At 67.6% G+C, this 12719-nt stretch carries 12 protein-coding genes and 3 pseudogenes; 4 read left to right on the top strand and 11 right to left on the bottom strand.

Annotation, left to right across the window (positions count from 1 at the left end; genetic code table 11):
* Window position 1 precedes the first annotated feature (1 nt).
* A complete protein-coding gene (gene fdxA, locus PKO50_RS04790) occupies window positions 2-325 on the top strand; it encodes a ferredoxin FdxA (protein ID WP_074985513.1) in 324 nt (107 codons plus the stop codon).
* A 748-nt stretch (window positions 326-1073) separates the two neighbouring features.
* Here fdxA and rpoS read toward each other — a convergent pair.
* The 8 genes and pseudogenes from rpoS to PKO50_RS04750 all read right to left on the bottom strand — a co-directional run bounded on the left by rpoS (window position 1074) and on the right by PKO50_RS04750 (window position 8111).
* Window positions 1074-2075 (bottom strand): RNA polymerase sigma factor RpoS, encoded by a 1002-nt coding sequence (gene rpoS / locus PKO50_RS04785; RefSeq protein ID WP_009616703.1) that lies wholly within the window; start codon window positions 2073-2075, stop codon window positions 1074-1076.
* A 95-nt stretch (window positions 2076-2170) separates the two neighbouring features.
* A pseudogene (locus PKO50_RS04780) lies at window positions 2171-3048 on the bottom strand (peptidoglycan DD-metalloendopeptidase family protein).
* 65 nt (window positions 3049-3113) lie between these two features.
* Window positions 3114-3748 (bottom strand): annotated as a pseudogene (locus tag PKO50_RS04775) (protein-L-isoaspartate(D-aspartate) O-methyltransferase).
* 22 nt (window positions 3749-3770) lie between these two features.
* Window positions 3771-4528, bottom strand: a pseudogene (surE, locus tag PKO50_RS04770) (5'/3'-nucleotidase SurE).
* Entirely contained in the window at window positions 4516-5574 is a 1059-nt protein-coding gene (truD, locus tag PKO50_RS04765) for a tRNA pseudouridine(13) synthase TruD (RefSeq protein WP_275628964.1), read from the bottom strand. The pseudogene surE and the gene truD overlap by 13 nt, the downstream one beginning before the upstream one ends.
* The gene (ispF, locus tag PKO50_RS04760; RefSeq protein WP_275628963.1) at window positions 5571-6044 is read right to left on the bottom strand and encodes a 2-C-methyl-D-erythritol 2,4-cyclodiphosphate synthase; all 474 of its coding nucleotides are present in this window, start codon (window positions 6042-6044) and stop codon (window positions 5571-5573) included. Before ispF ends, truD begins: the two co-directional genes overlap by 4 nt.
* Before the next feature lie 56 nt (window positions 6045-6100).
* On the bottom strand, window positions 6101-6949 hold the full coding sequence (gene fghA, locus PKO50_RS04755; RefSeq protein ID WP_089394575.1) for an S-formylglutathione hydrolase: 849 nt from the start codon (window positions 6947-6949) through the stop codon (window positions 6101-6103).
* Window positions 6950-6998: 49 nt separating this feature from the next.
* Window positions 6999-8111, bottom strand: a complete 1113-nt coding sequence (locus PKO50_RS04750) for an S-(hydroxymethyl)glutathione dehydrogenase/class III alcohol dehydrogenase (RefSeq protein WP_275628962.1) — start codon at window positions 8109-8111, stop codon at window positions 6999-7001.
* Between the two features lie 190 nt (window positions 8112-8301).
* Here PKO50_RS04750 and PKO50_RS04745 point away from each other — a divergent pair, with 190 nt between their 5' ends.
* The 3 genes from PKO50_RS04745 (at window position 8302) to yedF (ending at window position 10701) form a co-directional block, all read left to right on the top strand.
* A complete protein-coding gene (locus tag PKO50_RS04745; protein ID WP_275628961.1) occupies window positions 8302-9192 on the top strand; it encodes a LysR substrate-binding domain-containing protein in 891 nt (296 codons plus the stop codon).
* A gap of 68 nt (window positions 9193-9260) precedes the next feature.
* Complete coding sequence (yedE, locus tag PKO50_RS04740) at window positions 9261-10487, top strand: selenium metabolism membrane protein YedE/FdhT (protein WP_109935159.1); 1227 nt, start codon at window positions 9261-9263, stop codon at window positions 10485-10487.
* Window positions 10453-10701: a sulfurtransferase-like selenium metabolism protein YedF gene (gene yedF, locus PKO50_RS04735; protein ID WP_009616683.1), complete on the top strand. Its 249-nt coding sequence runs from the start codon at window positions 10453-10455 to the stop codon at window positions 10699-10701. Before yedE ends, yedF begins: the two co-directional genes overlap by 35 nt.
* Window positions 10702-11129: 428 nt before the next feature.
* On the opposite strand, the gene PKO50_RS04730 is transcribed toward yedF, so the two are convergent.
* The 3 genes from PKO50_RS04730 to ftsB are packed head-to-tail and all read right to left on the bottom strand — an operon-like array spanning window position 11130 to window position 12695.
* Window positions 11130-11702: a hypothetical protein gene (locus tag PKO50_RS04730; protein ID WP_275628960.1), complete on the bottom strand. Its 573-nt coding sequence runs from the start codon at window positions 11700-11702 to the stop codon at window positions 11130-11132.
* Window positions 11703-11706: 4 nt separating this feature from the next.
* Window positions 11707-12420: a 2-C-methyl-D-erythritol 4-phosphate cytidylyltransferase gene (gene ispD / locus PKO50_RS04725; protein WP_109935161.1), complete on the bottom strand. Its 714-nt coding sequence runs from the start codon at window positions 12418-12420 to the stop codon at window positions 11707-11709.
* On the bottom strand, window positions 12417-12695 hold the full coding sequence (ftsB, locus tag PKO50_RS04720) for a cell division protein FtsB (protein WP_024128518.1): 279 nt from the start codon (window positions 12693-12695) through the stop codon (window positions 12417-12419). Before ftsB ends, ispD begins: the two co-directional genes overlap by 4 nt.
* Between the last annotated feature and the right edge of the window lie 24 nt (window positions 12696-12719).

Raw genomic sequence — 12719 nt, 5'->3', positions numbered from 1 at the left:
AATGACCTTCGTCGTCACCGACAACTGCATCAAGTGCAAATACACCGACTGCGTGGAAGTCTGCCCGGTGGACTGCTTCTACGAAGGCCCGAACTTCCTGGTCATTCACCCGGATGAGTGCATCGACTGCGCGCTCTGCGAACCGGAATGCCCGGCCCAGGCGATCTTCTCCGAAGACGAAGTGCCGGAGAACATGCAGGAATTCATCGAGCTGAACAAGGATCTGGCCGAGGTCTGGCCGAACATCACCGAGAAGAAGGACTCGTTGCCGGACGCGGAAGAGTGGGACGGCGTCGCCGACAAGCTCAAGCACCTGGAGCGTTGACCGCTTCCTCCAAGGCCCGCCTAGCGCGGGCCTTGTACCATCTGTGACGGCACTTTTTCGCAGGCAAAAAAAGGGGCGGGATGGCCCGCCCTTTTTTCCCTACCCCATCATCCTGATGAGTCGCATCCCGCGACGTCCCGACCGGCATCCCTGTCGGCCTGCGTCATTCCCTGTACGCAGGAGTGATATTAGCCATCCGTACGAACGCCGCAAGCGGCTGCGGGTCGCACCCGGCGATGTGCAGGTCGAGCGCAGGCAAAAATAAAATCCTTTTTATTCAATAAGTTAATTATAAAAGCCAGGAAAAAGAGCCCCTGACCGGCAGGCCGAATCGTCAAAGGCTCACAGCATATGTAAGCGATGGCTTACAAAACCAAACTTAAAAAGTGCTGTCTCGCCTGCTCCAACGGGCAGGGAAACGGGAATTCCGTTGGGCGTATAACCGTTCGCGGTTATCCGCCGTTAGCCGCAACACCGGCGGACAATGGCGGATAACGCCGTAGGCGTTATGCGCCCTACAATGCGGCTTCAGCGAGGAGGTATGGAGCGCTCCTCGTAGGATGGGTCGAGCGAAGCGATACCCATCGCCGTGCCGGATCAGGCGCCGGCCTTGCCGACGGAATCGCGGACGGAGTCCGCTCCTACGCTGCATTCACGAGCGGCGCCCTGCGCGCGAACCGCGGCAGGTACGCCACAGACGAAAAAGCCCGGAGGGATGCTCCGGGCTTTTTTCGCTACGGGTGGTGCCTTACTGGAATAGCGCGTCGCTCGACAGACCGTTCTTCTCCAGGATTTCCCGCAGGCGCTTGAGCGCCTCGACCTGGATCTGCCGCACCCGCTCGCGGGTCAGGCCGATTTCCTGGCCGACTTCTTCCAGGGTGCTGCTTTCGTGGCCGCGCAGGCCGAAGCGGCGTATCACCACCTCGCGCTGCTTGTCGGTCAGCTCGGACAGCCACTGGTCGATGCTCTGGCTCAGGTCGTCATCCTGCAGCAGTTCGCAGGGGTCGGTGGGACGGTCGTCGGTCAGGGTGTCCAGCAGCGTCTTGTCCGAATCCGGGCCGAGGGACACGTCCACCGAAGTCACCCGCTCGTTGAGGCCGAGCATGCGCTTGACCTCGTCGACCGGCTTCTCCAGCAGGTTGGCGATTTCCTCGGGGGACGGCTCGTGGTCCAGCTTGTGCGTCAGCTCGCGGGCCGCGCGCAGGTAGACGTTGAGTTCCTTGACCACGTGGATCGGCAGGCGGATGGTGCGGGTCTGGTTCATGATGGCCCGTTCGATGGTCTGGCGAATCCACCACGTCGCGTAGGTGGAGAAGCGGAAACCCCGTTCCGGATCGAACTTCTCCACCGCCCGGATCAACCCCAGGTTGCCTTCCTCGATCAGGTCGAGCAGGGACAGGCCGCGGTTGACGTAGCGCCGGGCGATCTTCACCACCAGGCGCAGGTTGCTTTCGATCATGCGCCGACGCCCGGCGGGATCGCCCCTTTGCGCGAGCCGCGCGAAGTGGACCTCCTCCTCGGGAGTCAGCAGGGGGGAAAAACCGATTTCGTTGAGGTAGAGCTGGGTGGCATCCAGCGCGCGGCTGTAATCGATGTGCTTGTGCTGCTTCGATGACAGCGAGCTTGCCTTGCCGGTGACCTGAAGTGAGACCTGCTCTTCGGCAAGTGACTCGTCGAATGTGATGGCGGGCTCCAGAAGCAGCAGCTCGTCATCCACGTCAAACTCCGGCCCTTCTTTTTTGAGTGCCATGTCGTTATCCCTTGCTGAGTTCGACAACAAGCCCGGACGAATCCATATCCTTGGGACGTCCAAGCCCGCTCACCCACGCGGGATGCGGCGGTCGATCAACGAGGTGGCAGGTATTGCAAGGGGTCCACGGGTTTGCCCTGACGGCGAATCTCGAAGTGCAGCTTCACCCGGTCCGTGCCTGTGGAGCCCATCTCGGCAATGCTCTGCCCGACTTTGACCTGTTGCCCTTCCCGAACGAGCAGCCTGCGGTTGTGGCCGTAGGCACTCACGTAGGTATCGCTGTGCTTGATGATCACGAGTTCGCCGTAGCCCCGCAAACCACTACCGGCGTACACAACCGTGCCATTCGACGCAGCCAGGACAGGCTGGCCCAATTGCCCGGCTATATCAATCCCTTTATTCAAACTGCCGTTTGATGCAAAGCGGCCTATCAAAGTGCCATTGGTCGGCCACATCCAGCCCTCCGCGCCCTTGCCCGAAGCCTGGGAAGGAGCACTGCTGGCGGGGGTGTCGTATTGCTGACGGTGGCCGCGGGCGCGGGCTTGGCCGGTGCCGGAGAACCGGCGGTGGGCTTGCCGGCCACCACTGGCACGACGGACGGCGCGGTTTTGGCGACCACCGGCTGTGCCGCCGTACTGGAGCCGGCACCGCCGAAGCGAATGGCCTGCCCCGGGCGGATGGTGTAGGGCGGCGGGATGTTGTTGTGCGCGGCCAGGGCCTTCCAGTCCCAGCCGTAGCGGAAGGCGATGGAGTACAGGGTGTCGCCGCGGCGCACCACGTACTGGCCGCTGGTGGTCGCCGGCGTGCGGTCGGCCTGGTTGCGGTCGACCACCTTGACCTTGCCCCCGGAGGAGGATGCGCAGGCCGCGAGCAGGGAACAGAATGCTGCCGCCAGCAGCAAGCGGACGCCGCTCCGAATCCAGATCCATTGTTTCTGGGCCGCGATAGGGCTCACCCCTTCCCCCTTATCCATCGAATATGTGCCGGCATCTCGCCGTTATGCTCCCCCTGGCCGTGCGACGGCGCTCCCGCCGCCGCTCAGCCCAGGGGGCCGTTGAGCAGGGGAACGAAGCGCACCGAGTCCAGCACGCGCCGGTCGAATCCGTCGCCGGTGCGCTCGATCAGCATCAGTTGCTGCACTTCGCCGCTGCCCACCGGGATCACCAGGCGCCCGCCCGGCGCCAGCTGGTCGAGCAGCGCCTGCGGGACCTCGGCGGCTGCCGCGGTGACGATGATACCGTTGTACGGTGCCAGCGCCGACCAGCCTTCCCAGCCATCCCCCCAGCGAAAGACAACATTTCTCAGGTTTAGCTCCGCAAGTCGCTCCTTGGCGCGGTCCTGCAGCGCCTGAATCCGCTCGACGGAGAAGACCCGCTCGACCAGTTGCGCCAGCACCGCGGTCTGGTAGCCGGAGCCGGTGCCGATCTCCAGTACCTTGTCCAGGGGCCGGCGGCCAGCAGCAGTTCGGTCATCCGCGCCACCATGAAGGGTTGCGAGATGGTCTGATTGTGGCCGATGGGCAGCGCCGTATCCTCGTAGGCGCGGTGCGACAGCGCCTCGTCGACGAACAGGTGGCGTGGCGTGCGGCGGATCACCTCGAGCACCCGGGCGTTGGACAGGCCTTCCTCGTACAGGCGCTGGATCAGCCGTTCGCGGGTACGCTGGGAAGTCATGCCGATACCGCGGCGACTCAGTTCATCGGCCATGGTCCAGCCCTCCGATCCAGTCCTGCAGTCCATTGAACGCCTCGCGGAAGGTTCGGTCCAGTTGCAGCGGCGTGACCGAGACGTAGCCCTGCATCACCGCATGGAAGTCGGTGCCCTCGCCGCCGTCCTCGGCGTCGCCGGCCGCCGCGATCCAGTAGCCTTCGCGCCCCGCGGGTTGACCACCCGGACCGGCGCCGCGGCGCGCTTGCGATGGCCCAGGCGGGTCAGCTGGATGCCGCGGATGCGCTCCAGCGGCAGGTTCGGGATGTTGACGTTGAGCACGGTGCGCGGCGGCAGCTCGAGCCGCTCGTGGTTCTGCACCAGCAGGCGGGCGAAGTGCATGGCGCTGTAGAGGTTGTCCGGCTGGCGCGAGAGCAGCGAGAAGGCGAACGCCGGGCGCGCCAGGAAGCGGCCCTCGATGGCGGCGGCCACGGTGCCGGAATAGAGCACGTCGTCGCCCAGGTTGGCGCCCAGGTTGATGCCCGAGACGACCATGTCCGGCAGCGTCTCCAGCAGGCCGTTGAGGCCCAGGTGCACGCAGTCGGTCGGCGTGCCGTCGATGCCGATGAATCCATTGCTCAGCCGCTGCGCGTGCAGCGGCCGGTCCAGGGTCAGCGAGCTGCTGGCGCCGCTGCGATCCTGTTCGGGAGCGACCACCACGCATTCGGCATCTTCGCTCAGCGCGTCGTAAAGCGCGGCGATACCGGGTGCGTTCACCCCGTCGTCGTTGGCAATCAGTATGCGCATGGGTTTTCCGTTTGCCCTGCCGGTACCAGCTCGACCAGCTCGCGCACGACGACGGTGGCGAAGCAGCCTGCCGGCAGGACGAATTCCAGTTGCAGAATGTCAGGGGCCGGATAATGCCATGCCAGGGCCTGGATGGGGAGGCGCAGGATGCGCCGTTCGTGCGCCAGGTCAGCATTGCCCAGCCACTGGCAAAGCGCCACCTCCGCGGCCGCCACGATATTTTCCAGCTCGCCGCTGGCGTCGCCGGCCGGCGAGGCGCCCTGGCCCCAGAGCGGCCCGGTGGGGTGCAGGTCGAGGGCGGCCAGGCGCGGGTCGTCGCATTCCGCCTGGCCCGCCGGGAAGAAACTGCGGCTGTCGGTGAAGGCCAGCAGGTCGCCGACCTGGGCGCGGTTCCAGCTGCCGTCGGCCACCCGTCGCGCCAGCACCCGGTTGAACAGGTAGCTGCGCCCGGCCGAGAGCAGGCGCGAACGCAGGTTGCGCTGCCCGGGCAGGATGCCGCGCTCGGCACAGCTGCGGGCATCCACGACGTTGCCGCCGTCGAAGCCGAAGCGCTGGCTGCCGAAATAGTTGGGCACGCCCTCGGCAGCGATACACCGCAGCCGCTCGTCGAGTGCCTCATGCTCACCCTGCAACTGCGTCAGGCGCAGGGTGAAGCCGTTGGCCGCATGGGCGCCGCGCTGCAGCTTGCGCTGGTGGCGGGTGCGCTTGAGGATGCGCAGGCTGTCGTCCTCGGCCGCGGCCAGGTCGGGGTCGGCCTTGCCCGGCAGGTGCAGGCTGAACCACTGGCGCGTCAGGGCCTGGCGGTCCTTGAGCCCGGCGTAGCTGATCAGCCGCTGCGACACCCCGGCCGCACGGGCCAGGCGGCGCGCGGCCTCCTCGGTGTTCAGCCCGCGCTTTTCCACCCACAGCCAGAGGTGCTCGCCCTCGCCGGACAGCGGGATGTCCAGCACCTCGTCGACCTGGAAGTCCTCGGCCACCGCCTTGAGCACCGCGCGGCCGCAGGGCTCGCCATGGGCGCGCGGGCCCAGCAGCTCCAGTTCGGTCATGGACGGACCAGCAGGGCGACGGCGTGCACCGCGATGCCTTCCTCGCGCCCGGTGAAGCCGAGCTTCTCGGTGGTGGTGGCCTTGACGTTGACCTGTTCGATATCGACCTGCAGGTCCTCGGCGATGGCGGCGCGCATGGCCTCGATGTGCGGCGCCATCTTCGGCGCCTGGGCGATGATGGTGGCGTCGACGTTGCCGATCACATGGCCCTTCTCGTGCACCAGGGTCACCACGTGGCGCAGCAGCGCGCGGCTGTCGGCGCCCTTGAAGCGCGGGTCGGTGTCCGGGAAGTGCCTGCCGATGTCGCCCAGGGCGCAGGCGCCGAGCAGCGCATCGCTCAGCGCGTGCAGCAGCACGTCGCCGTCGGAGTGGGCGATGAGCCCGAACTTGTGGGGAATGCGCACGCCGCCGAGGGTGATGAAGTCGCCCTCGCCGAAGCGGTGCACGTCGTAGCCATGGCCGATACGCATAGAAAAACGCCCTGAGTCAGTCAGGGCGTCGATTCTACCGGAAAGCCGCGGCGCCTTCAGGACAGCGCCCGCGCATGGTGGCGCAGGTGGTCGTCGATGAAGCTGGCGATGAAGTAGTAGCTGTGGTCGTAGCCCGGGTGCAGGCGCAGCTCCAGCGGGTGCCCCGCCGCTTCCGCCGCCTGGCGCAGGGCCTCGGGCTTGAGCTGGGTGGCGAGGAAGTCGTCGCGCTCGCCCTGGTCCACCAGGATCGGCAGGCGCTCGCCGGCGCCGGCCAGCAGCTCGCAGGCGTCCCATTCGGCCCAGGCCTTGCGGTCCTCGCCCAGGTAGCGGCCGAAGGCCTTCTGGCCCCAAGGGCAGTCGCTGGGATGGCTGATCGGCGCGAAGGCCGACAGCGACTGGTAGCGCCCCGGGTTGCGCAGCGCGCAGACCAGCGCGCCATGGCCGCCCATGGAGTGGCCGGCGATGCCGCGGCGGGCGGAGACCGGGAAGTTGTCCTCGATCAGCGCCGGCAGCTCGTGCACCACGTAGTCGTGCATGCGGTAGTTGCGCGCCCAGGGCTGCTGGGTGGCGTTGAGGTAGAAGCCCGCGCCCAGGCCGAAGTCCCAGGCGCCTTCCGCGTCACCGGGCACCTCGGGGCCGCGCGGGCTGGTGTCCGGCGCCACTATCACCAGGCCCAGCTCGGCGGCCAGGCGCTGGGCGCCGGCCTTCTGCATGAAGTTCTCGTCGGTGCAGGTCAGCCCCGACAGCCAGTAGAGCACCGGCAGGCCGGCCTCGGGCTCGGCCTGGGGCGGCAGGTAGATGGCGAACACCATGTCGCAGCCGAGCGTCGGGGAATGGTGGCGGTAGCGCTGGTGCCAGCCGCCGAAGCTCTTCTGGCTGCTGAGCAGTTCGATGGATTCCGTCATGGCAGTCTCCTTGTGTCGTGAAGCCGGGGCCGTGGCCCCGGCGGCTCGATCAATAGTGGATGACGGAGCGGATGCTCTTGCCTTCGTGCATCAGCTCGAAGGCCTCGTTGATCTTGTCCAGGCCCATGGTGTGGGTGATGAAGGTGTCCAGCGGGATTTCGCCCTTCTGCGCCTTCTCCACGTAGCTGGGCAGCTCGGTACGGCCGCGCACGCCGCCGAACGCCGAACCGCGCCAGACGCGGCCGGTGACCAGCTGGAACGGCCGGGTGCTGATCTCCTGGCCGGCGCCGGCGACGCCGATGATGGTCGACTCGCCCCAGCCCTTGTGGCAGCACTCCAGCGCCGCGCGCATCAGCTGCACGTTGCCGACGCACTCGAAGGAGTAGTCCACGCCGCCGTCGGTCATCTCGACGATGACGTCCTGGATCGGCTTCTGGTGGTCCTTCGGGTTGACGAAGTCGGTGGCGCCCAGTTCCCTGGCGATGTCGAACTTGGCCGGGTTGATGTCGACGGCGATGATCCGCGAGGCCTTGGCCATCCTGGCGCCGATGATTGCCGCCAGGCCAATGCCGCCCAGACCGAAGATGGCCACGGTGGCGCCCTCTTCCACCTTGGCGGTGTTGAGCACGGCGCCGATGCCGGTGGTGACGCCGCAGCCGAGCAGGCAGACCTTCTCCAGCGGCGCGTCCTTGGGAATCTTCGCCAGGGAGATTTCCGGCAGCACGGTGTACTCGGAGAAGGTCGAGCAGCCCATGTAGTGGTAGACCGGCTGGCCGTTGTAGGAGAAGCGCGAGGTGCCGTCGGGCATCAGGCCCTTGCCCTGGGTGGCGCGCACGGCCTGGCAGAGGTTGGTCTTGCCGGACTTGCAGAACTTGCACTCGCGGCATTCGGCGGTATACAGCGGGATCACGTGGTCGCCGACCTGCAGCGAGGTCACGCCCTCGCCCACCGCTTCGACGATGCCGCCACCCTCGTGGCCGAGGATGCACGGGAACACGCCTTCGGAATCCTGGCCGGACAGGGTGTAGGCGTCGGTGTGGCAGACCCCGGTGGCGACGATGCGTACCAGCACCTCGCCCTTCTTCGGCGGCGCCACGTCCACCTCGACCACCTGCAGCGGCTGGTTGGGGGCGAAGGCGACGGCGGCACGGGACTTGATCATCTCGGAACTCCTGGCGGGTTGATGCATGGGCTTCCGCCTGCGGGGCGGAAGCGGCCGGCGAAGGACGCCGGCGGAAACCGGGCGGCCCCGGCGAAAAGCGCGGGGCACAGCCTTGAAAGTGTAGAAAAGTGCCTGGAAAGAAATAATCAGGCAATAATCAAAACATTATTGCCATGCAGGGATAATCCAGATGAATCGCTGGGAAGGCCTCGACGAATTCGTCGCGGTGGCGGAAACCGGGCAGTTCACCGCCGCCGCCGAACGCCTGGGCGTCTCCTCCTCCCATGTCAGCCGGCAGATCGCCCGGCTGGAGGAGCGCCTGCAGGCCCGCCTGCTCTACCGCAGCACCCGGCGCGTTTCGCTGAGCGAGGCAGGGCAGACCTTCCTGCAGCACTGCCAGCGCCTGCAGGATGCCCGCGACGAGGCGCTGCGGGCGGTCAGCGACCTCTCCGCCGAACCCAAGGGCCTGCTGCGCATGACCTGCGCGGTGGCCTACGGAGAGCGCTTCGTGGTGCCGCTGGTGAATGCCTTCATGGCCGACTACCCGCAGTTGCGGGTGGACATCGAGCTGTCCAACCGCCAGCTCGACCTGCTCCACGAGGGGTTCGACCTGGCCATCCGCCTCGGCCGCCTGAGCGACTCGCGCCTGGTGGCCACGCGCCTGGCGCCGCGGGTGATGTACCTGTGCGCCACGCCCGGCTACCTGGAACACCACGGCGCGCCGCAGTCGCCGGCGGAACTGGCGCAGCACAACTGCCTGGTGGGCAGCAGCGACCTGTGGAGCTTCCTGGAGGACGGCCGCGAGACGCAGCACCGGGTCCAGGGCAACTGGCGCTGCAACAGCGGCCAGGCGGTGCTCGACGCCGCGCTGCGCGGCTTCGGCCTGTGCCAGCTGCCGGACTACTACGTGCTGGAACACCTGCGCAGCGGCCGCCTGGTCTCCCTGCTGGCGGACCATCAGCCGCCGAACACCGCGGTCTGGGCGCTCTACCCGCAGCAGCGGCACCTGTCGCCGAAGGTGCGCCAGCTGGTGGACTTCCTCAAGGATGGCCTGCAGCGCATCCACCCCGGCATGCCCTGAGGCAAGGCTGGTTCCGGCGATTCGGTTAAACTTGTCGTTTTACCCGCTACCCTGCCAAGGATGCCGTCATGCCCACTCTTGCCGCCTTCCGCGAACGCTACCTGCTGCGCTTCTGGTCGCCACTGCCGACGCTGGTCGCGCTCGGCGTCGCCTCCGCCTACTACTTCGCCCTGACCGGGACCTTCTGGGCCGTCACCGGGGAATTCACCCGCTGGGGCGGCCACGTGCTGTCCTGGTTCGGCGTGCCGGTGCAGGACTGGAGCTACTTCAAGATCATCGGCCTGCAGGGCACGCCGCTGGACCGCATCGACGGCGTGATGATCATCGGCATGTTCCTCGGCGCGCTGTGCTGCGCGCTCTGGGCCGGCAACGTCAGCCTGCGCTGGCCGACCAGCCGGCGGCGCCTGCTGCAGGGCCTGGTGGGTGGCATCGTCGCCGGCTTCGGCGCGCGCCTGGCCATGGGCTGCAACCTGGCGGCCTTCTTCACCGGCATCCCGATGTTCTCGGTGCATGCCTGGGCCTTCATGCTGTCCACCGTGATCGGCGCCTGGTTCGGCGTGAAGCTGAGCCTGCTGCCGTTCCTGCGCACGCCGCTGAAGGTCACCGGCAAGGCCGCCAGCCTGCCCGACGCGGCGAGCCTGGCCCGCCGCGCCAAGGTGCAATGGCGCCTGGGCCTGGCGGTGCTGGCCGTGGCCGCGCTGTTCGCCGCCTGGCGCTTCGAGGTGTCCCTGGTGCTAGGCCTGGCCACCCTGTTCGGCCTGCTGTTCGGCGGCCTGATCGAGCGCGCGCAGATCTGCTTCACCAGCGCCGCCCGCGACCTCTGGACCACCGGCAGAACCAAGGCAGCCTTCGGCATCCTGCTGGGCATGGCCGCGGCCTGCGTCGGCACCTTCGCGGCGATCCACCTGGGCGTGGCGCCGAAGACCTTCTGGATGGGCCCCAACGCGGTGATCGGCGGTGTGCTGTTCGGCATCGGCATCGTCCTCGCCGGCGGCTGCGAGACCGGCTGGATGTACCGCTCGATGGAAGGCCAGGTGCATTTCTGGGTGGTCGGCGTCGGCAACGTGATCGGCGGCACCCTAGTGGCGGTGTACTGGGATTCGCTGGGCAGCGCACTCGCCCTGCCCTATCCCAAGCTCAACCTGCTGCAGATCTTCGGCCCCGGCGGCGGCCTGCTGCTGACCTTCGCCGGCCTTGCGCTGTGCATGCTGCTGGTGCAGCTGAACGCCAACCGTTTCACCCGTTCGAGGAAAACCGCCAATGAGCGCGAACAAGACGCCGACGCTGTCGCTTGACCTGCGCGGCGAGCATTGCCCGTACAACGCCATCGCCACCCTGGAAACCCTGGAGACGCTGAAGCCGGGCGACCTGCTGGAGGTAGTCACCGACTGCTCGCAGTCGGTGCACGGCATCCCCGAGGACACCAAGCGCCACGGCTACAACTGCCTGGCGGTGGAGCAGCATGGCGCGCTGTTCCGCTTCCTCATCGAGGTGCCGTTGTTGGGGTGAAAGCGGCGGCAGGCGGCAGGCTGCAAGCGGCAGGCAAGAGCGAAAAGCCTGCCCCTGCGGAAGCGGACCTTGTCCGCGATAGTCGGACGTATCGGCGCGGTTCGCGGATGAGATCCGCTCCTACGCTGCCCCTCCGCACCATCCCCTGTAGGAGCGCGCCCTGCGCGCGATTCGCGGGCAGGGCCCGCTCCTACAATTGCCATGAGGCACGGTATATCCCTCCCCCCGTAGGAGCGGAACTTTTCCGCGATAGCCGGACGTATCGGCGCGGTTCGCAGATGAGATCCGCTCCTACGCTGCCCCGCCGCACCATCCCCTTGTAGGAGCGCGCCCTGCGCGCGAAATCGCGGACGGAGTCCGCTCCTACAGGTTGCCGTGCGGCATGGCGTTTCTCGTTCGCGATGGCCGGATATCCCGGCGCGCCGTCTCTAGGCCGAATCGCCACGGCCGGCATGGCGGCCGTGGCGGTGCAGGAAGGCGTGGATGCGCCCGGGGAAGCGCGAACCGACCCAGGCGAACGCCAGGTACTTGAGCAGCTTGCCGGTGAAGATCGCCAGCAGCACGCCGGGATAGTGCAGCGGCACGTTGGACAGCACCACCAGCGCCGGCGTCTGCGGCAATGGCGAGATGGACACCAGGAACAGCGCCAGCAGGCCGTAGCGGTGGGTCCAGTCCATCACCCGCGCCCAGCTCGGGTCCTGCAGCAATTGCGGGAAGTGGGCGTACAGGCTGGCCCAGCCCATGTGGTGCAGGACGATCGTCAGCAGCAGGGCCCCCAGTGCGCTGCCCAGGGCGGCGCTCAGCGCTATGCCGGCCCAGCGCCGTGGCGCCACGAGGACCGCCGGCACCACCACTGAGGTGATCGGGTAGGCGGCGCTGCAGGTACCCAGCAGCGCCAGGCCCAGGCACAGCCAGGGCATGCGCCAGCCGTCGCCGGCCCAGCGCAGGATGCGGTGCAAGTCGCCTTCGAGCCTGGGCAGGAACCTCGCAAGGCGCTTCATGGTTTCAGCGTTTTCCGAAAGTCCGTTGCAGCCGCTGCAGGTCTTCCGGGGTGGTGACCTTGATGTTGTCGGCGCGGCCCTCGACCATCTTCGGCGCGCTGCCGGCCCACTCCATCGCCGAGGCTTCGTCGGTGATGGCGGCGCCCGCCACCAGGGCGTCGGCCAGGGCGCGGTGCAAGGCGCCGAGGTGGAACATCTGCGGCGTGTAGGCCTGCCAGACCACGCTGCGGTCGACGGTTTCCAGCACCCGGCCATCGGCGCCGACGCGCTTGAGCGTATCCCGCGCCGGCACGCCGAGCAGGCCGCCGACGGCGTCGTTCTCCAGCTCGCCCAGCAGGCGATCGAGGTCGCCACGGCTGAGGTTCGGCCGCGCCGCGTCGTGCACCAGCACCCAGTCGTCGCTGGCGGCGCCCTGTTCGTTGAGCAGCAGCAGGCCGTTGAGCACCGAGTCGGCGCGCTCGCAGCCGCCTTCGGCGCGCAGGATGCGCGGGTCGGCGGCGCAGGGCAGCTCCGGCCACCAGGGGTCGTCAGGCGCCAGGCAAACCACCAGGCCCTTGAGCATGGGATGGCCGAGGAAGCAGTCGAGGGTGTGTTCGAGGATGCTGCGACCGGCGAGGTCGAGGTATTGCTTGGGGCGATCGGCGCGCATGCGCGAGCCAATGCCCGCGGCGGGGATCACGGCCCAGAAGGCCGGCAGGGAGATGTCGCGGAATTTCATTGCGCCAGCTGGTAGAGGGTTTCCTTGTCCTTGACCATGCCGAGCTCGTGGCGGGCACGCTCCTCGACCGTCTCGGTGCCTTTCTTCAGTTCCGCCACCTCGGCCTCGAGGATGCGGTTGCGCTCGAGCAGGCGCTGGTTCTCGCCCTGCTGGTCGGCGATCTGCTTCTCCAGCTCGCGCACCTGCGCCAGGCTGCCGTCCCCCACCCACAGGCGATACTGCAGGCCGGCGAGGCCCAGGAGCAGGACGAGGAACAGCCAGTAGGGGCTGCGCAGCTTACTGAGACGCAATTGTGGGCT

It is taken from the genome of Pseudomonas sp. 273, from assembly GCF_029201425.1.
Classification (GTDB): domain Bacteria; phylum Pseudomonadota; class Gammaproteobacteria; order Pseudomonadales; family Pseudomonadaceae; genus Pseudomonas; species Pseudomonas delhiensis.
Note: the sequence above shows the minus strand (reverse complement) of the source record. Positions and strands in the feature narration are given on the sequence as shown.